At 64.4% G+C, this 20,016-nt stretch carries 13 protein-coding genes; 6 read left to right on the top strand and 7 right to left on the bottom strand.

Annotated elements, in window-relative coordinates; all coding sequences use genetic code 11:
* Window positions 1–13: 13 nt before the first annotated feature.
* Both BSIN_RS03955 and pdxR read right to left on the bottom strand, forming a co-directional pair.
* Window positions 14–808 (bottom strand): SDR family NAD(P)-dependent oxidoreductase, encoded by a 795-nt coding sequence (locus tag BSIN_RS03955; RefSeq protein ID WP_069235696.1) that lies wholly within the window; start codon window positions 806–808, stop codon window positions 14–16.
* 364 nt (window positions 809–1,172) lie between these two features.
* The gene (gene pdxR / locus BSIN_RS03950) at window positions 1,173–2,684 is read right to left on the bottom strand and encodes a MocR-like pyridoxine biosynthesis transcription factor PdxR (protein ID WP_089339554.1); all 1,512 of its coding nucleotides are present in this window, start codon (window positions 2,682–2,684) and stop codon (window positions 1,173–1,175) included.
* A gap of 108 nt (window positions 2,685–2,792) precedes the next feature.
* Between pdxR and BSIN_RS03945 the strand changes: the two genes are divergently transcribed.
* From BSIN_RS03945 to BSIN_RS03905, 6 genes are all read left to right on the top strand, one after another.
* Entirely contained in the window at window positions 2,793–3,494 is a 702-nt protein-coding gene (locus BSIN_RS03945) for a pyridoxamine 5'-phosphate oxidase family protein (protein WP_089339553.1), read from the top strand.
* A gap of 178 nt (window positions 3,495–3,672) precedes the next feature.
* Window positions 3,673–5,256, top strand: coding sequence for a hypothetical protein (locus BSIN_RS25090; RefSeq protein ID WP_143757316.1), 1,584 nt, complete (start codon window positions 3,673–3,675; stop codon window positions 5,254–5,256).
* 1,049 nt (window positions 5,257–6,305) lie between these two features.
* Window positions 6,306–8,465 carry a TonB-dependent siderophore receptor gene (locus BSIN_RS03920; protein WP_369828125.1) on the top strand — a complete coding sequence of 720 codons (2,160 nt, stop codon included), beginning with the start codon at window positions 6,306–6,308 and terminating at the stop codon, window positions 8,463–8,465.
* 342 nt (window positions 8,466–8,807) lie between these two features.
* A complete protein-coding gene (pnuC, locus tag BSIN_RS03915) occupies window positions 8,808–9,446 on the top strand; it encodes a nicotinamide riboside transporter PnuC (RefSeq protein ID WP_059514600.1) in 639 nt (212 codons plus the stop codon).
* A 31-nt stretch (window positions 9,447–9,477) separates the two neighbouring features.
* Entirely contained in the window at window positions 9,478–10,710 is a 1,233-nt protein-coding gene (locus tag BSIN_RS03910) for a phosphotransferase enzyme family protein (protein ID WP_089339550.1), read from the top strand.
* A gap of 296 nt (window positions 10,711–11,006) precedes the next feature.
* Window positions 11,007–12,224: an acyl-CoA dehydrogenase family protein gene (locus BSIN_RS03905; RefSeq protein WP_089339549.1), complete on the top strand. Its 1,218-nt coding sequence runs from the start codon at window positions 11,007–11,009 to the stop codon at window positions 12,222–12,224.
* 180 nt (window positions 12,225–12,404) lie between these two features.
* Here BSIN_RS03905 and BSIN_RS25085 read toward each other — a convergent pair whose 3' ends face one another.
* From BSIN_RS25085 to BSIN_RS03885, 5 genes are all read right to left on the bottom strand, one after another.
* Entirely contained in the window at window positions 12,405–14,120 is a 1,716-nt protein-coding gene (locus tag BSIN_RS25085) for a hypothetical protein (RefSeq protein ID WP_143757314.1), read from the bottom strand.
* A gap of 307 nt (window positions 14,121–14,427) precedes the next feature.
* Complete coding sequence (locus tag BSIN_RS03900) at window positions 14,428–15,609, bottom strand: acyl-CoA dehydrogenase family protein (protein WP_089339596.1); 1,182 nt, start codon at window positions 15,607–15,609, stop codon at window positions 14,428–14,430.
* A 205-nt stretch (window positions 15,610–15,814) separates the two neighbouring features.
* Complete coding sequence (locus BSIN_RS03895) at window positions 15,815–17,632, bottom strand: ABC transporter substrate-binding protein (RefSeq protein WP_256583605.1); 1,818 nt, start codon at window positions 17,630–17,632, stop codon at window positions 15,815–15,817.
* The gene (locus BSIN_RS03890; RefSeq protein ID WP_089339548.1) at window positions 17,610–18,671 is read right to left on the bottom strand and encodes an ABC transporter substrate-binding protein; all 1,062 of its coding nucleotides are present in this window, start codon (window positions 18,669–18,671) and stop codon (window positions 17,610–17,612) included. The genes BSIN_RS03895 and BSIN_RS03890 overlap by 23 nt, the downstream gene beginning before the upstream one ends.
* Before the next feature lie 50 nt (window positions 18,672–18,721).
* A complete protein-coding gene (locus BSIN_RS03885; RefSeq protein ID WP_089339547.1) occupies window positions 18,722–19,927 on the bottom strand; it encodes an LLM class flavin-dependent oxidoreductase in 1,206 nt (401 codons plus the stop codon).
* Between the last annotated feature and the right edge of the window lie 89 nt (window positions 19,928–20,016).

Genomic DNA, 20,016 nt, shown 5'->3' with positions numbered 1-20,016 from the left:
GCAGCAGCCCGCGTTATGCGATCGTGTCGACGACGCCGCCGTCGACACGCAGCGCGGCCCCCGTGGTTGCCGACGCCTGCGGCGAACACACATAGACGACGAGATTCGCCACCTCCTCGGCGCTGGCAGGCCGCTGGATGATCGAACTCGCGCGATGCGTGCGGACGAATTCGAGGGCGACCTGCTCGACCGTCTTGCCGGTTTCGTCGGCCGTGCTCTTCAACATCGTTTTCACGCCGTCGGACATGGTCGGGCCGGGCAGCACCGCGTTGACGGTTACGCGGGTACCCGCCGCGAGTTTCGCAAGCCCGCGCGAAATCGAGAGCTGCGCGGTTTTCGTGAAGCCGTAGTGGATCATGTCGGCCGGAATGTTGAGCGCCGATTCCGACGAAATGAATACGACCCGGCCCCAGTCGCGCTCGATCATCGTCTTCAGATAATGTCGCGCGAGCCGCACGCCCGACATGACGTTGACCTGGAAGAAATGTTCCCATTCGGCGTCGTCGATATCGAAGAACGGCTTCGGGCCGTAAATCCCCGCGTTGTTCACGAGGATATCGACGCTTGGCGCGGCGTCGATCACGCGTTGCGCGCCTTCGGCACTCGACAAATCGGCGGCTATGCCCTGTACGCTCGCGCCGGGCGTGGCCACGCGCAGATGCGCGAGCGCGGCTTTCACGGATTCGTCGCTGCGGCCGTTGATGATCAGGTGCGCGCCGGCACGCGCGAGTCCTTCGGCGATCGCCAGGCCGATGCCTGCGGTCGAGGCGGTGACGAGGGCGGTTTTACCGGTCAAATCGATATGCATGGGCAGACTCCGCAAATGGATCGAATGGCGCGCCGCGCGGCAGCGGGCGGGGGGACGATTAGCTTAGACGAAAGCGGAAATGTTGGGTGGCTGCAGGATCGGCGGGTGGGGCGGCGGGTTTCGCGGGGCCGAGTTTCGTCGCGGAACTCAAGCGGGATGCGATGCCGGCTTCGTATCCGGTCGGTGCGCACGTGCGTTGCACCGGGCGCATGCGGACATAGGCGGGCGTTGGCCGGAGGGCGGTGCGGGTGACCGCGCGCGGCAGCCGCCGGGCTGCCATGCACGGTTTTTCAACGCTTGGGATGGCGCGGCGCACCGCGCCGGCACGCCGCGCTTGGCCCGTATCGGAAGGCGCGCGTTGGCATCAAGCCCGGTGCCGCGTGCGCCGCGCCTCGTCGATTGCCGCGCCGAGCCGCCGCACGCATGCGTCGATCTGTTCCGTGCGCACCGCCCCGTAACCGAGCACGAAGCCGTTGTAAGCGGCGCTCGCGGACTCGCCCGTCGCCGGGGCCGGCATGCAAAAGCGTGACAGCGCGCGAACTGTGATCGAGTGTGCACTTGCCGCGCGCGCGACGTCGGTGTCGGCGGCATCCGTATCGAGGCGCGCGGATAAATGCATGCCTCCCGCGCCGCCCGATACCGTCAGCACGCCGCCGAGATGGCGTATCAGTGCATCTTGCAGCGCGTCGCGGCGCTCGGCGTACAGTCGCCGCATCCGGCGCAGATGGCGCGCGAAATGGCCGGCGTCGATGAAATCGGCGAGCGCGAGCTGCTCGGCGAGGCGCCCGCGCGGTGCGAGCACGCCGACGGTCTTGCGCAATGCCGGCTCGAGTGCCGGCGGTGCGACGACGAAACCGATCCGCAACGCGGGAAACATGGTTTTGCTGAACGTGCCGAGATAAACGACGGGTGCGTCGTCGCCAAAGCTTTGCAGCGCGGCGAGCGGCGCGCCATAGTGGCGGAACTCGCTGTCGTAGTCGTCCTCGACGATCCATGCGCCTGCCGCCCGTGCGCGGCTGACGAGCGCGATGCGCCGCTCGACGCTCATTACCGCGCCGAGCGGATATTGATGCGACGGCGTGATGTAGATGAGCCGAGGCGGGCGGGTGCGCCAATGCCGCTCGGTCGGCGCGAGCCCGTCGGCGTCGACGGGAATCGGCACGAGCCGCAAATCGGCCGCTGCGAACGCGGCGCGCGCGCCGCCATAGCCGGGGTCTTCGATCCAGGCGGTGTCGCCCGCGTCCGCGAGCGTGCGCGCGCATAGATCGAGGCCGTGCTGTGTGCCATCGGTGATGAATACCTGCTGCGCGTCGCAGCCGATGCCGCGCGACACGCGCAGATATTCGGCAATCGTCTGACGCAGCCGCAAATTGCCGTCGGCGCTTGCGTACCGGAGCTGCTCGGCGCCGATGCGCCGCCATGCGCGCTCGAGCGCGCGCCGCCACGATGCGAGCGGAAATTCGTCGAGTGCGGGCATGCCGGGCAGGAACGGCAGCGGGTCGTCGTGATCGTCGAGTTCGCCGTCGGCATCCGGCAACTGCGCGATGCGGCGCGACAGCGCGGGTTTCACATGGGCCGTGCGCGCGCCAGGGGCGGGTGCGCCCAGGCCCACGCGCGCGACCATCGTGCCTTGCCTGGTCGCGACGGCGAAACCTTCGGCCGAAAGCCGCTCATAGGCATACAGCACCGAATTACGTGCGATGCGCAGCGTCTCGGCGAGCGCGCGCGACGACAACAGAAACGTGCCCGGCTCGAGTGTGCCGTTCAGGATCGCCGCGCGCAGGCACGCATACAGCCGATGCTGCTGCGATGCGCGGGCGAGCGCGTCGTTCGCGTCGTCGCGCTCGAAGTTCGACAGCAACACGCCATAGTCCATCGTGGCTCCATAATTAATTGATTGCGTGGGTCTATGAATGGTGCCATGAATTTTTTATCGTGGCGCCTGTTCATCACACATCCATCCAATCAGATAGGGACCACGCCGATGACATCACCCGCCACCGATTTGCCGGGCACCGCGCCCGCCGAAGCTTCCGCGCCGGCTGCTGCCAGCCCGCGCACCCGCGTGCGTCGCGAAGCGCATCGCGCGCATTACGACCGCGCGAGCCTCGATGCGATTCTCGACGATGCCTACGTGTGTCACGTCGCGTTTGCCGACGCATCCGGCATCCATTGCATTCCGACCGCCTGCTGGCGCGAACGCGATCATTTGTATATTCACGGCTCGAACGGCAGCCGGATGCTCAAGCTTGCGGCGACGGGCGCGCAGGTCTGCGTGACCGTGACGCATCTCGACGGCATCGTGCTTGCGCGCTCGGCATTCAATCATTCGATGAACTATCGATCGGCCGTGATCTACGGCGCATTCGAGGTGGTGCCGGACGCGCGCAAGGCGGCGGCGCTCGACGTGTTCGTCGAGCGGATCGCGCCGGGCCGCAGCCGCGACGCGCGGCCCGGCGACGCGAACGAGCTTGCGGCGACCACCATATTGCGTATTGCGCTCGACGAGGCCGTGGCGAAGATTCGCACGGGAGGCCCGAACGACGACGAAGCGGATCTGAATCGGCCGGTATGGGCGGGCGTGCTGCCGCTGAAGGTCGCGCGCTTCGCGCCGCTCGCGGATGCGGCGCCGACCGGCACGCCCGATTATGTGCGCCGCTGGCAGGACGCGGCGCCGTTGGCCTGAACTGACGCGGCGCTCAGGCCGGTTCGTTCCATTTCGTGCGGTGCATGATGCATTTCGGAATGCGCACGCGGACGTTTGCGCTTTATCGATTAGGCTGTCTCCCGATGATTTTTCCGCCTCACGCACGCTGCGTGCGGGAAAGAAAATAGGAAGTTTTATTGGGGATTTCTAAATACCGATGATAACGAATTCGAACAGTCAATTGCGCGGCCCGCAGCGCGTATCCAACGCTCCGAGCTTGCAAGATCCGGCGCAGGCAGGCACCAGCGAGACGGTATCGACGGGAGCCGTCCAGGGGTTGAATCCGGGCGTGTCGCAACATCTGAGGCAAACCGTTTATACCGATGAAGCGACAAGTCCGCAAGCGCCGGATCAAGCGGCGCTTCAAGGGGATCAGGTGCCGCTGCAGCGCACGAGGCGCGGCGGCTACGATCACTATCGAGTCAATCCCTCGTCGGGAGCCTTGCCGGCGTCGGTTCATCGCGTGATGGACGAAGCCGAGCAGGTTTACGATGAGGCGAGGGTCATCATCCTGCCTGGCCGTCAAGCAGTCGGGCAGGTTCAGGAGATCATCGATCAGGCCAATCGCGCAACGCATCTCGTTACAGATGTGCAGAGCGAGACCAATGAGGCCACCCGCCTAACCAATGAAGCGATGACGTTGTCTAGTCAGCGTGGCTCTTCACAGCGGATATGGCCGGCCATCTACGCTGCGCGGCACAATATCGATCTGGCTCGCGAGCATATGACGCAGGCCCGCGCTTACATGGATCAGGCCCGGGTACGGATTCAACCGGCGCGCGGTGTGGTCGATCAGGCGCTGGAGGGGCTCGCGGCTCCCGCGGAGCAGGCGCGGCACGAACAGGCGCTGACCGACATTCAGCGTGTATTGCAGGATATCGACCATGAAATCAATAACGCGCCTATCAATTGGGATCTGTCGGGCTTGCGAGCCGGTCGGCATCCCTTGCGGCAGGCGCGCGATAATTTAATCGCTCTTCAGCCCACTTTGACTGACGCGCGCGCCAGGCTCCAGGAAACCGACGACAGGCTGACGGTGTTGCAGCGGGAACTGGCCAACGCCGAGGAAGTGTTGCGCACGAACGAGCAGAATCTTCAGCGCGTTCTGCAAACGCTGGAATCCACGCAGGATCGTGGCGCGGGACCGGGGCCACGCGGATCTGGTTCCGGCTCGGGTTCTGGCCGCATGGACGCGCCAAGCGGCGGTTCGCTGCCTAAAAAACCGCGGATCGATGCCGGCCGTCAGGAACCTGGCACCGGGGCTGAACCGTCTTCCCGAGGCGCAGGTTCGAGCCAAAGTGATTCCGTATTGGAATCGTCTTATGGCCGACGCATTCACGGCAGTACGTCGGAAGATCCCGCGGGCGAATTTGCCGCGCCTTCGCCGTCGGGGCGGGCCGAGCAGGTGGACCATTTGCTGGACGAAGGCGTGGCCGGATTCGAGCCGGTGCAAAGACAGCGACTGAGAAGCGCGCTGCTGAGAACGCTCGATGATCAACATGGCCAGATATTGGTCGATAACATCGATTCGGCGATACAGGATGGCCGTATCCGCTTCAACCTGATGAGTAGCCTTCAGAAAAGCGGCATGAACGTGATGGACGCGGGCGATCATCACGCATGGATGAACATTGATTTTCCGAGCGGCGACGTCGAACACAATTCGGACCTGCTTCGTGGGCTGCTGCAGCAGGCGCTCGATATCAGCTCGGGCATCGAGATCGTGCCGATGTCACGATGAGGATTGCCGACAAGGCTTGCGCGACGGCGGTTATTTTTCGCGTGATGCAGTGAAGTCAGGCATGGGCGCGCCCGCCGGCGCGCCCGATAAAACCGTCGGCGAGCCGATCATGGTGGCCCGCTTGCCGGCGAGCCCGGCACGACACCTGGCGCGTGCATAATCGGTCGGCACGCGCACGATTCGTTCACGCGGCGGCCGGAGCGCGGATGGTTGCCTGACCGATCGACAAGCCGGCGTCCGCATCCGTCAAGGGCGCAACCGTCGGCGTTCGTCCGGCAGACCGGTTCATGCGCGGCTCAATCCGGAGCGGCGCGCAAGCGGACGATATGAACATGCAAGCCCGGCGCACGCTCGCGCCGGCGCGTCAAAAGCGGCCAGCCGCAGCTTGCGTCCAAGCCGAAGCCTCGGCTCTGTTCGGCCATGACTCGCGCGATGACGGGCGTGAGCCAGCCCGACAGCAGGCGTCGATGCGATAATCCCGCCTGCGCCGGCAATCTGACGAATCCCACCTGTAAGCTACCTTCCAATCGACGTTGCATTGGCTCGGCCACGATAGGCCGCGCGCAGCGGCGTTTCCGTACCGAAAGCGGGCTCGGAGGCGCGGGACTACGCGCGGGACGATCGCGCCAACGGGGCGGTTCGAGTCGATCGTGCGCCGGCCGGCTTTGCGGCGCCCGGCGCGGCGGTCCCGACCGGGAAAGGCGGGCCGCAGTGATCTCCGGTTCGGCTCATGCGTTCGGGGGACAGGAGCGGGCAGCGGTCTTGTCGAGCCGCGCGAACGATTTTGGGGGGCGCAAGAGCGAGGCTGACGGTGATCGCCTGCCGCCGGCGATGTCGTGGGCCGAATCTCGGCGTGTCTCGCCGGACCGATGTCGCGTATGCCGCCAGGCAACTGGGCAGCGCGCTTTCGAACCGATGGCGGGATAGTTTGCATCTCGAATGAATGGATTTGTATATTCCGGATCAAGATGAAGAGTGGAAAGTCGTGGTCGTTACGGCGTAGGCGGAGTTGGCGGCGGTATGCGCGGCTCGGAGGTGGACTCGGCGCGATGCTGATCGCCGCACCGGCGATGGCGCAGGCAGAGGGGGGCGTTGCCGCGTCGCAAGCCGACGCGAATGCGCGCAGTCAGGTATTGCCGACAGTCGTCGTGAACGGCGAGCGTGATAATGCGTGGCGAGCGCGGCGGGCATCGGTCGCGGGCTACGATGATGCATTGTTGCGCGATACACCCGCCTCCGTCAGCGTCGTCACGCGCGCGCAGCTCGACGACCAGCAGGCGAAGCGATTGAGCGATGTCGTCAAAAACGACGCATCGGTAAACCATGATTACGCACCGATCGGTTATTACGAGGGTTTTTCGATTCGCGGTTTCGCGATCGATCCGGCTAGCGCTTACCGGATCGATGGGCTGACGATCTCCGGCGAGCAGAACGTACCGCTCGAAAACAAGGAGAGCGTCGAGATCCTGAAGGGGCTTGCTGGTATCGACAGCGGCGTGATCGCGCCCGGCGGCGTCGTCAATTTCGTCACCAAGCGCTCGGCGAACGTCGCGAGCGTGACAGCGGGATTCGATAGCCGCGGATCGGCGTCGGCCGCGCTCGATTTGGGCAGGCGCTTCGGCGTCGACAATCAGTTCGGCATCCGGATCAATGCGGCGAAGGAAAACATGCACTCGTATGTAGACGGCGCGAACGGGCGGCGCAGTTTCGCGTCGATCGCGGCCGATTGGGACATCAGCCCGCGCGCGAGCCTGCAGCTCAATGCCGAATTTCAGCAGTGGATTCAGAGCTCGGTGCCGGGCTATCAATTGCTCGGCGGCGAGATCGTGCCGGGCGTCGCGGCGCGCTCGAAGCTGCTCGGCGCACAGCCGTGGGCGAAGCCGCTGACGACCGATGCGCTGAATTTGAACGGCCGCTTCGACTACCGGTTCGACGACGCGTGGCGCGCGTATGTCGCGATCGGCCGCAGCCGCACGATGATCGACGACAACGTCGCGTTTGCGTATGGCTGTGCGTATGTGCCGACTTGCGGCGCGGGCGGCACCTCGCCGTTTTTCTTCGGCGCGAACGGTGATTATGACGTCTATGACTTCCGCAGCCCCGGCGAGTACCGTCGCAACGATGACGCACGCGCCGTCGTGACGGGGAAGTTTTCAAGCGGCGCGATCCGGCACGAGTTGACGTTCGGCATGGGTGTGCAGCGGCGAGTGGTGCATCTGGCCGAGGCGGTGTACGACTATGTCGGCTCCGAGAACGTCTATGGGCCGGACCAGACCTTCTCGCCGTCGCAGAACCTCGCGGGAGCGTCGTATCCGCAACTCGACGCATGGCAGTACACGGTGTTCGGCATCGACCGGATTTCATTCAACGATCGTTGGCAAGTGCTCGCCGGCGGCAAGCAAGTATGGTTGCGCCAGAAGAGTTGGACGAGTATCGACGGCGCGGCGTCGCGTACCGATCGCACCAAGTTTTTGCCTCAGTTGGCGCTCGTCTACAAGCCGGCCCGTGCGTTGTCGCTCTATGCGTCGTATAGCGAAGCGTTGTCGCTCGGCGAGCAGGCGCCCGTGCGCGCGAGCAACGCGTATGCGTTTTTGCCTCCTGTCGAGTCGCATCAGTACGAGCTTGGCGCGAAATACGATTGGCTGAACCGGTTGAGCTTGACGGCGGCGGTGTTCTCGATCGACAAGCCGTTCGAGTATGCGCGGCCCGATGCGTCGAGCGCCGGTTATACGTTCGTGCAGCGTGGCACCGAGCGTCATCAGGGCATCGAACTCGGCGTGGCCGGGCGGGTGACGCAGCGGCTATCGCTCACCGCGAGCGTGGCGGCAATTCGCGCGCGTGCGCATGATTCGGGCACGCCCGCTTATGAAGCCCATCAGGTGATCAACGTACCGGCGCTGCGCGCGTCGCTCTACGCCGATTACGCGATGCCCGGCGTTGCGGGGCTCGATTTGCTCGGCGGCGTGAACTACAGCGCGAGCCGCAACGCGAACGAAACGGGAACGGCGCGCGTGCCGTCGTGGTTCGTGTTCAATGTCGGCGCGCGCTACACGACGAAGCTCGGCGCTCACCGGGCGGTAGTGCGTCTATCGATCGATAACCTGTTCAACAAGACCTACTGGCAGGACGCGGGAGAACAACAGGGCGACGCGTATCTGTTTCTCGGGGCGCCGCGCACCGCGCGCGTGTCGGTCACGTACCATTTCTGATGGCGCTGCTTACCGAAGCTTCACGCATGAGGCGTGTGATGCTGGTACACGGGTACATCCATTCGTGGACCCACGCCGCGAGTTTTTATGTCGCACGCGACGCGGGGAGAGGCGATGCCGCCAGGCCCGGCGTCGAAATCGCCGTGCGAGGTCCGGCGTTCGGCGGTGCGCTGTCGCATCTTGCACGGCAGTGCTGTTGCGTCCCTATGTGCAGTGGCTCGCGTCGCACGGGGTGCTACGTTATCCTGAGCAAAGCGTCCGCGCGGCGGCTCATGCATTCGTGCCGGGTGCGGGCGGTCGGCGGCGCGCCGGCGCTCTTCCGAAACCGGAGATCGATAGATCATGTCGATAGTTGAAATAGTCGGCGTAGCGGTCAGCGCGCTCGCGATCTGGCTCACCGCGCAGCGGCAGATGTGGTGCTGGCCAGTCGGGCTCGTGTCGGTCGCGCTGTACGGGTGGATTTTCTTTGATGCGAAGCTGTATTCCGACATGCTGCTGCAGGGCGCGTTTGCGGCGCTGCAGATCTATGGCTGGCGCCGCTGGCTGGCACAGCGCGGCAGTGAGGGCGCTGGCGATGGCAGTGCCGCGGGGCACGGCGACGTTGCACCTGCCGCCGACGTCGGAATCGCGAAACTGGCGCCCGGCATGCTCGCGGCGATCGTCGGCAGCGTTGCGCTCGGCGCCGCGATGGCGCACTGGACCGACGCTGCGCTGCCGTTCGTCGATGCGTCGCTGACTGCGTTCAGTCTGGTCGCGCAATATTGGACCGCGCGCCGCTATATCGCGTCGTGGGTGTTGTGGATCGCCGTCGACATTGTCTACGTCGGGATGTTCGTGTTCAAAGCGCTTTATCCGACGGCGGGCCTGTATGCGCTGTTCGTGGTCCTTGCCGTGATCGGCTGGCGTGACTGGCGTCGCGCGCTTGCGCGCCATGCCGACGCCGGTTCGCGCGCGCATTCGCATTGCGCCCGCCATTCGTGACGCTCAGCCGGATTATCGAGGAAATCAGTTCATGTCGATTCCATCCACGCGCGCCGGGCATCGTTCGCGCAATACCGGCGATGCGGCCGCTCATGACGTCACGCCGCCGCAATTCGGCGTGTATGGCGAGCAGGCCGAGCGCGACTGGCCGTTGATCACGCACGACGAGGTGTCGGCCGTGCTCGCGAACTATGCCCAGCCCGGACCGCTCGCGGCGCTGTCGTGGCACAGCCCGCGGCCGTTCTCGGCGGCCGTGCTTGCAACGACGGCCCGCGGCGGCGAGTGGTTCATCAAACGCAATCACGTGAGCATTCGCGACGTCGCAGGGCTCGAAGAGGAGCATCGATTCATCGCGCATCTGCGCAGCCGGGGCGTGCCGGTTGCGGACGTGCTGTCGGCGCGCGACGGCGCGAGCGCGATCACCGTGGGCGATTGGACCTACGAAGTGCATGCGGCCGCGCCGGGCATTGACGTCTATCGCGGCGTGATGTCGTGGAAGCCTTTCGCGTATCCGTCGCATGCATATGAGGCCGGCCGCGCGCTGGCCCGGCTGCATCGGGCAGCGTTGGACTACGCCGCACCCGCGCGCCCCATCCGGCCGCTGTTGTCGAGCTTCCGGGCGTTGGCTTCGGCGGATCTGATGGGCGCGCTCGATCAGTGGGTGGGCGCGCAGCCGACTCTAGTTCGCGCGCTCGCCGCATACGATTGGCGCCGCGATATCGCGCGAACGATCGGACCGTTTCATGCCCGCCTCGTGCCGCTATTGCCGGCGTTGCGCTCGTTGTGGACGCATGGCGACTGGCATGCGTCGAATCTGCTCTGGACCGATGGCGCACCCGGCGCGCAGGTGCGCACGGTGCTCGACTTCGGGCTGTCGGACCGGACCTGCGCGGTGCACGACATCGCGCTCGCGATCGAACGCAATACGATCGACTGGCTCGCTCCGGATGATGCCCGCTGCGTTGAGCGCGAGCAGATCGATGCGCTGCTCGACGGCTACGAATCGCTCGCGCCGCTCACGGACGACGAATATGCGGCGCTCGTCGCGTTGCTGCCGATCGTGCATGTCGAATTCGCGTTGTCCGAGGTTGCGTATTACGACGGCATTCTGAATTCGCCGCAAACGGCTGCCGAGGCTGCTTACGACGGCTATCTGCTTGGGCACGCGCGCTGGTTCTGCGCCCGCGACGGCATGCGCTTGCTCGATTGGCTGCGCGATCGTCCACGTGGGCTGGCCGGTGCGGACAACGCGGCGGCACGATGAGCGGGCGGCCCGGCGAATTGCAACACGCCGGCGGCTCTCCGGCGGCTCTCCGGCGGCGCGTGCGCTATTGATTGACGCGGATGCGCGGGCGCGGCGGCTGCGGCCGCCGCCAGTCGCCGCTCGCCGCCGCTCGGCATGCCTGTCGATTGTCTGCCGCCAATCTCTTGCACCGCATAACGAAAGCTGAAATTCATGGTTCGAGCGCGACGCGCGCGTTTCTATACTGTTGGTCCCATCATTGGCGCGCTTGCGGTTCCTACGCAAGCGCGCCTCATTCAACGACAAGGATTCCACGCATGAATGCCCCTCACGTCGCCATTGCGGACAACCGGCTGCAGGCGGCGCTCGACGCATTGCCCACGCTTGCAAAAGCGATCGGTACGGATGCGGCGGCGCGCGAAACGAGAAGGGAACTGCCGTATGACGGCTTCAAACTGTTTCGCCGCTCCGAGCTGGGGCAATTGCGCATTCCGGCGGAGTGGGGCGGGCTTGGCGGATCGCTCGAAGATCTGTTTCAGGTGATTACGGCGCTTGCCGCCGAAGATTCGAATCTCGCGCACGCGCTGCGCATTCATTACGACGTGACCGAAACACTGCGCCTGTCGCCGCGCACGCCATTCAACGATGTGCAGACACGGCGCGTGCTCGCGGGCGCGATCTTCGGCGGTGCGTCGACCGAGCGCGGCACGGCTAGGCCGGGCGAAAACACCGCGCGGCTGCGGCGCGACGGCGAGCATTTTCGTGCCACGGGCAAGAAATACTACGCGACCGGCACGGCATTTTCCGACTATGCGCGCATCAACGTGCAGGACGAGCAAGGCACTGACGTCGCGATCGTGATTCCAGTCGATCGAGAAGGGGTGCAACTGCTCGACGACTGGGACGGGATGGGGCAGCGGATGACCGCGAGCGGCAGCCTGTTGCTCGACGACGTGCTGGTTCACGCCGACGAGTTCGTCGAGCGTGACGGCTCGACGCTGATCGGCCGCCATACCGGCGCGTTGCGGCAACTGCATCTCGTCGCGACGGCAGCGGGTATCGTGCGCAACGTTGTTGCCGATGCGCGCGGCTACGTGATCAAGCATGGCCGGCCGGTGTTGCACAGTCCGGCGCCATCGGCGCGCGAGGATCAGTTCATTCAGCAGGTGATCGGCGAGCTGTCCGCGCATAGTCATGCGATCGATGCACTGGTGCGCGACAACGCCCGCGCGCTCGATCGCTCGTCGGACGCGATTCGCGCGAATGTCGCCGATGCCGATGCACTCGTGCTCGATAGCGCACTTGCCACCGCACGCACGCAACTCGTTGTCGGCAAGCTGGCATTACACGCGGCCGAGCGGATGTTCGAGGCGGGCGGCGCGTCGGCGACGTCGCGCGCGCATAACTTCGATCGCCATTGGCGCAATCTGCGCACGATCTTCAGCCACAATCCGCTGCTGCATAAGGCGCGGGTGGTGGGCGATTACGAATTGAATGGCGTGACGACGCATTTGAACGAAGGGCGCGTGTTTTGATTCGATAGTCGGAGGCGCCACTGCCGGAACAAAACTTCATGCTTAACTGGTGAGCAAGTCCGAAACAATTTTTTGACGTTCTATCACTCATTGCTGCCGGCAACTGCCTCGGAAAGACGGCAGTCGTCGCGGCAGCAAGGGTTGCGAGGTTCCGTCGCCTGGGCCCCTTGAGATTAATGATCATAAATCGCTCATGGCCTGAGTGACCGCATTCCCTCTGACTTGCTCTTCGGACGTCGCGGCCGGCGTCGCATTCAGTACGCCGGTTAGCCCATATTCTTCTTCGCTGGCTATTCCCTCTTCGTAAGCCGATTGCTCTTGATTAATCGCGAGCGTTTCTCCAGCGGAGTTCCGGGGCTCGGCTGGCGAGTCCGGCCACTCACCCTCTTCGTCAGGCTTGGTCGCAGAGCTTACACGTCTGCTCTGATCGAAGGCGCTTCGCAAATTCGTATCCATTGTGTAAGGATCGTTATGCAGCAGCGGGCTTCCATATTCTTTGTCCTGCGATACGGCATCCGGCTCCGGATGCCAAGAGGGAACGGGGTGATCGCCGATATCGAGAGTGGAGCCGAGCGCCGTTATGGGAACGGACTTGCCGGTCGGAATTGAATTCCAAATGACATCGTCAATTATATTTTTCGGGTAATTTCCTCGGATATAGCCAGGGGTGGGGTTTGTGGAGTTTTTTACGAAGTTCGGGTCCGCATATAAATTAGGAAAATATTTTTGGAATGAGGCCTGGAAGGCTCGATTTTCTCCCCAGAATGGATCGCTGCCCGGGGCAGGCGATTGCCAGTTTTTTGTGCGATTTGGATCCGCAGTATCGACTTCGTGCCGTATGTCATATGGTAAATTCAATTGAGTATTGAAAGGCGACGCGCCTTCTTGAATCCGCTTGGTTTGATCCTGAGCCACCATCTTCTGTACCTGCTGTTGTTGGGCAGGAGAGAGTAGGCTGTAATAGGGATTGTGCTGGAGATTGGAATTAATCGCATCCTGATTGACCGAGCCATCCTTATTAAATACCCATAGCAGAGATCCGTTATAGCTGGGTTGATTGGTCGGTATGACCGGGTTGACATTATCTCTGCTGGCGTATCGGTTGATGGTTTGCCAGGCCCATCCTCTTCCCCAATCTCCCGTTCCCTGCGCATTTCCATCGAATTCCATTGCCTTGCCATTGTATGCGTAGTGCCAGCCACTAGGGAGATCGCTAAAACCGGTGGCAAAGTACTGGCCGCCCGCCAGCAGAGGTTTTTGTTGGGTAACGGCATTGGCGGTGACTGGGAATAGGGCCGATTGAACTTCATTCCTGGCCTGTTGAGGGGTCTTTCCGTTTTGAATCGCCGTCGAGTATATATCTTGAAATTGATGGTTCGCTTGATTGACTGCGTAATCACGCTCCCGGTCATCCAGGGTTCCTGAGTTCGGATTGGTCGCTATATTGGCGCGCGTTATCTTCGGATCGATTTTTCCGTCTGCTGTGACAGGGTTTTGTAAATTATACCGAGAGTATCCAGGTAGCGATTTGCTGGAATAATTAAATTCGGAAGATGAATTATAGCCATTTCCGGGTTGTGAGATTATGGAATTTTGTTGTGGTTGCGAGATGGTCTTGTTGTTCGGGCCGGATGTTTGTTGGTTTAAATTGATTGAGCCGGTATTCGGTGCACTCTGGCGGATCGGCTGATTTGATAGGCTGTTGCCTGTGCCATGCTGGGCGGTTGGAAAAGCACCTTGCTTGATTTGTTGTGTAACATCAGTTTTCATGCCTTGCATTGCTTGATTTGGTTTGTTTCTATTTGAGGTGAGATTTTGATTGGATTGGTGATTGGCCAGGTTGGGCGCGCCTGCCACATTATTCGATTGATTGCTGGAATTAATCTTGGACGACATGTTCGGCTCCTTGAGAGATCGCACGTTTCCCTGTGAGCTATGTGTCAACTCAAACTCAGAGAGGGGAGGGAATCGATGCTCGAAACAACGATTCACATGATCAATCTATGCCACTGCTATCGGTCTCTCATCGGAACTGCGAAATCACATGTTGAAAATACGAAGAGGCGAGTGGGTATCGAGCGATTCCGGGGCGATGATGATTTGGTGATTAAATAATATTTAATATGTGAAAATAATTTATCCTGTCATGAATTTATTTTTATGAGGCTGGGGATATCAAAATTACCGATATATTGCCCGCTGGCTAACCCAACGCCGCACGCCCCGCCTGACTGCGCAGCAACGTATTCGACGGCGCATGAATGCCGCCGCACAGCACATTGCGGTGATGCCGTTCAAGCGGATTGCGCCGCGCGAGACCGTGATTGCCCGCCAATTCGAGCGCGAGATCGACGGCGCGCGTCGCGTTGTCGATCGCGGTTTGCTTGACGACGGCGGCGAGCGACGATGGCGCGTCGCCGGCGTCGAAGTGCCGCGCATGGCTGTCGAGCAGCCATTCGTTGACGGCGAGCAGCGTCTCGATACGCCCGACGTGTTCCTGCACGCTCGGCAGGCTCGCGAGCGGCGCGCCGCCGAGCGCGCTCGGGCGGCGCTCGTTGAGAAAGCCAATGAGCCAATCGCGCGCGGCGCGTGCGACGCTGTCGTACACCGTGCTCACCAGGCTGAAGTACCACGCGGTGGCGTGCGGATCGCGTTGCAGCCCGAGCCGCGCGGGCCGCAAGCCGACGACGTCGTCGAGCGAAGCCGCGACGTCGGCAAGAATCACGTCGTGGCTTACGCTTGCGCGCATGCCGATCGGGTCCCAGGTTTCGACGATTCGCACGCCGCCGGCATCGCGCGGCACCAGAAAATGCCCGAGACGCGGCTCGGGCTCGTCGGTTCGCGCGAGCACGCTGATCCACGACAGCAGCGGCCCGCCTGTCACGTACAGCTTGCGCCCGGACAACCGCCACGTATCGCCGTTACGGCGCGCGACGGTATCCGGCAAGCCACCGTGCGACGGCGAACCGAGTTCCGGCTCGACCTGGGCGGCGTTGACGAGCGCGCGGCCGTCGACCGATTGGCGTGCGAGACGGCGCGCGAGCGCGACGGGCCAGTCGCCGTTGCCGGAGCGCGCGGACTGGGTGATCGCCGCGTGTTGGCAATAATGCATGGACAGAATCAGCGCGACCGACGGATCGCCGTATGCAATCGCGCCGATCACTGCGCGCGCGGCTGCGAGGCCCGCGCCGTCGCCGCCGTATTCGCGATCGACGGTCAGGCGCAGCAGGCCGGCTGCCTGCAGTGCATCGAATTGCGCGGCGGGCGGCTCGCCCGTCGCGTCGTGATGGGCCGCGGCTTCGGCGAATTGCGCGGCGAGCTGTCGCGCACGCGCGAGCGGTGCGGGATCGGCGGCGGGATTCGGCAGAGGCGGGGTCGAACTCATCGTGGCTTCCTTGTCGAACGAAGAGATATCGCGCGCGGGCACGGCGCGCGCAGTGGAAAAATCGGCCGCGTCGCGGCGGCGGCGCGCCGGGCTGCGGCGGCAACCGCAGCGGTAGCTGCGACGGCGGCGGCAACCGCAGCGGCAACCGCAGCGGCAACCGCAACAACAACCCCGCTCCCGGGCCGCCCCGCCTGGGGCGCGGCGTTCATCGCTGCAACCACAGATCGGCGAAGCTCGCGCCGACGCCGTCCGGCGACACCGTATGGCCATGAACCGCGCGCGACGCCACCGTCACATATTGCGGCGCGACGAGATTGATATCGGGCAGATCGCGCTCGACGATGCGCTGAATGCGGACGAACGTCGCCTTGCGCTCGCGTTCGTCGGTCTGCTCGGCGGCCTGCGCGAACAGGCGGTCGACTTCGGGGTTGCGGTAGCGCGAGCCGTTCGTAAACGGCACGCCGGGCCGGAAACCGTCCGTCGTATATAGACGCGCGACGCCGACCACCGGATCGAACAGATTGCTCATGCCGTTGATGCTGAAATCGAAATCGCGATCGGTGTAGACACGCTTCAGGTACGCGGGCAGATCCTGTGTGCGCACCGTCACCGCGATGCCGGCGCGCGCGAGCGCCGATTTCACGTAAGCAGCGGTGCGCGCCGGAATGTCGCCGATCGGCAGCGCATCGGCGACGAGCGCGAAGCGCGTGCCGTCGGCCTTACGCGGATAGCCGGCCTCGTCGAGCAGCGCGTTCGCGTGGGCCAAGTCGAACGGATACGGATTCGGCGCCGGATCGTAATACCGGTTGCCCGGAATGATCGGGCTGACGATCGGCGTCGCGTAGCCGTAATAGATCACCTTGCGGATCACTTCCCGATCGAGCGCCGACGCGATCGCCTGCCGTACCTTCAAATTGCGCAGCACCGGATGATCGAGATTGAACTCGATGCGCGCGACGCCCGCCTGGAATTCGTAGCCGCGCGTATCAAGCGCGAGCTTCGGATTCGCCTTTAGCCGCGCGAGTTCGGACAGCGGTACGGGCGTGTCGCCGGCGAGATCGGCCGAGCCGCTTTCGAGCGCGGCCACGCGTGCGGCCGGATCGTCGATGATCTTGACGAACAGGCGGTCAAGCCACGGTTTGCCTTTGTCCCAGTAATCGTCGTTGCGCGCGTATTCGATATAGTTGCCGCGCACCCATTTGACGAAGCGGAACGGACCGGTGCCGATGGGCGCGTTGTTGGCCGGATGGGTCAACGGATCGCGGCCGTCGTACACGTGTTTCGGCAGGATCGGCGTTTCGGTCGCGGAAAACGCGTTGATCAGATACGGCGCAGGCTTCGACAGCGTCAGCACGACGGTGTACGGATCGGGCGTCGCCACGCTTGCCAGGTTCGCGAATGTGGTTTTCGCGCGCGGGTGGTAGCGGCGCAGCGTGGCGAGCGAATAGGCGACGTCCGCGGCCGTCAGCGGCTGGCCGTCGTGCCATTTGACGCCGCGCCGCAGGTGGAACACGTAGCGGCGCGCGTCGTCGCTCACTTCCCACGACGTCGCGAGCGACGGCTTCGGCTTCAGGTCGAAGCCGTAGTCGAGCAGCCCTTCGATGACCTTCGGGCTCACTTTCAGCACGTTGACCGCGGTGGTCGCGAAATCGACGAGCGTGGTGGGTTCGGGCGTCACGATGAAGTTCAGCGTGCCGCCGCGCGTTTGCGCGAGCGACGGGCCGTGCGGCGCGACGATCGCGGCGGCGGCGACGCAAAGCGTGCCGGCCGCTCGCTTGGTCGCGCGCAGGGCGCGGGGTAGGCGCGAGCCGCGCGACGCGGCTGTAAGCGCGATGAGCGGCATGGCGAAAACGGGCGCGGCGCACGATAAGCGCCACGGCAACGCTGGCAGCGGCGAAGCGGCTGCGATAACCGGACTGGACGGAATGGCGGAGCCGGCCGGATCGATCGCATTGATCGATCCGGCCGCCGCGCGCATGAGGCGGACGATGCGCACGGTGTTACGCGGCCGCGTATTGCGCATGCGCGCGCCGTGCGTGCGCGGCGGCGAGCGGCGCGGGATCGATCCAGCTTGCGAAATCGAAGTCCGCCGCAATGAATCCCCATTGATGAAGGAACGATTTGAAGTCCTCGAGCGCGGCGAGCGCGTGCGGATCGAGTCCGATCGCAAGCTGCCGATGCAGGTCGGGTCCATACGCGCGCCGAACCCAGTGCTCGGCGCTGCGCGTTTCGCGTGCGACATAGCCGACGGCGTCGTCCGGATGCGCACGCGCCCAGTCGTTGACGTCGAGCGTGCGCGCGAGCACGCGCTCGACGAGATCGGGGCGCTCGTCGAGCAGGCGCGCATCCACCGTCAGCGGGCGCGGCGTGCCGTTGTTCGCGTGTTTGCGCCGATCGCGTTGCGCGCTGATGTCGACCAGCACGGTCGCGCCGAGCAGGTTGACGATGTCCAGGCCGGGCGCACCCTTGACGAATACCACGTCTGCGTCGCCGCGCAGCAGCGCCTGTACTTCACGCGAATATTCGTGCGGCCGCTGCGCGGCAAGCCATTGCGCGAGCGGCGCGTTGGCGGGCGGCGCGGCATCGGCGAGATTGAGCGGCGAATGCGGCAGATCGACGAGCGTGACCGCTTCGAGCGGCACGTCGAGCGCGTCGAGCAGCGACGAAAATCCGCGCAGCGCGGTTGCGCGATGAAAATCGACGATGCCGGGCCGCGCGTTCAGCGGCAGCCCGAACCGTGCGCGGCCGAGCGCGGCGGGCGTCGGCTCGAGTGCGGGATCGAGCGTGATGAGCGCCTGGAATTCGTCGACCCAATTGAGCGCGATCACGCGCGTGTCGCTGCCTTGCGCGCGCGCCCATAGCGCGGGGATATTGCCGCCTTGCCGGAACGACCACGGCTGGCTGTGCGTGAAGTGCGAGCGGCGGATGGCCGGATCGTCCGCATCCTGAAGCGCGCGGATGTCGAGGCCGTCCGGCGCGAATTCGTCGTGCAACCAGCCTTTTTGGATGGCGATGCCGAATGGTGTCGGCGCGGGGCAACGGGTGTACCAGAGCAGGTTCATGGTGTGGTCGGATCGAAAATAAGCATGAAGGAAAGACGAACGCAACGCGCTCAGCGGCGCAGGCCCGCTTCGCGCAACAGCGGCAGCACGCGCTGGCCGAAGAAATCGAGGTCCGGCTTGAAATCGAAGAAGCTCAACTGGATGCCGTCGATGCCGGCGCGGTGCAGCCGCACGATCGCATCGGCGACTTCGTCCGGCGAGCCGACGATCGTGATATTGCCGCCGAGCGCGCGCGCGGCCGCCTGCGCGCGCTGCGCGAGGCCGCCGCGCCATGCGTGCGCGTCGCTATCGAAGCGGTGGAAGCTGCCTTCGTCCGCGTGCGCGACGATCGCATCGCGGTACGCGCGCGCTTCGGCGGCGGTGTCGCGGCAGATCACCATCGGGTTGATCAGCGTGCGGATCGTGCGCCCGTGCGCGGCGGCGGCGGCCTTCACGCGCGCGGTGTGCGCGGGCAGCGCGGCGAGCGCGGGTTCGATGTCGGGGCCCGCCGGGCTCGTGACGAACACGATGTCCGAATAGCGCGCGGCGAATGCGATGCCCGCGTCGGAGCCGGTGGCGTTGATCAGCAACGGGCGGCCGTAGCGCGGCTTCGGCGTGACGAACGCGCCGCCGAGCCGCCAGCTCGACAGTTCGGGCGTGAACGTGAAGTTGTCCGGCTGCGCCCACAGCTGTTGAACTGCGTCGACGAATTCGGCGGCGAGCCGGTAACGCGTATCGTGCTCGATGCGCGGCCAGCCGAACATTTCATGTTCGACTGCGCGGTGCCCGGTGACGATGTTGATGCCCCAGCGGCCGTTCGAGATGTGATCGAGCGTCGCGGTGAACTTCGCGAAATGCAACGGATGCCACGGCCCGTACAGCACGTGGCTCGTTGCGACGAGGATGATGCGTTCGGTGCGCGCGGTGAGCGCGGCGAGCGTCATGAACGAATCGAGCGCGTCGCCGTTGAACACGCCGCCGTAGCCGCCCTTCGGCAGCCACTGCGACAGCGCGAACACGAGATCGAAGCCGAGCGCCTGCGCGGTAAGCACGAGGTCCGCGTTGTAGTCGAATGACCAGTCGGTCGTGCGCGGCAGCGTCGACGCGCTCCAGCCGCCGGCCTGAATCGGCAGGAACAGGCCGAGCATCAGTGGTTGCGCGAACGCGCGCGCGACGGGGCCATCCGGGAAATCGGCCGGCGCGCGAATGTCGACGAAAGGTGTCGGCGCGACGGGCGGCACGGGGAATTCGGTTTCGACGAACGGTGCGTGACTCACGGCGGGTTTCCAGGGGTGGGCGGTACGCGTTGGTGCAACGGTTCAACGGCAAGCGAAGCGACGCGTTGCCGTGACTTGACGACGGCGGG

The sequence above is a fragment of the Burkholderia singularis genome (assembly GCF_900176645.1).
GTDB lineage: Bacteria > Pseudomonadota > Gammaproteobacteria > Burkholderiales > Burkholderiaceae > Burkholderia > Burkholderia singularis.
Note: the sequence above shows the minus strand (reverse complement) of the source record. Positions and strands in the feature narration are given on the sequence as shown.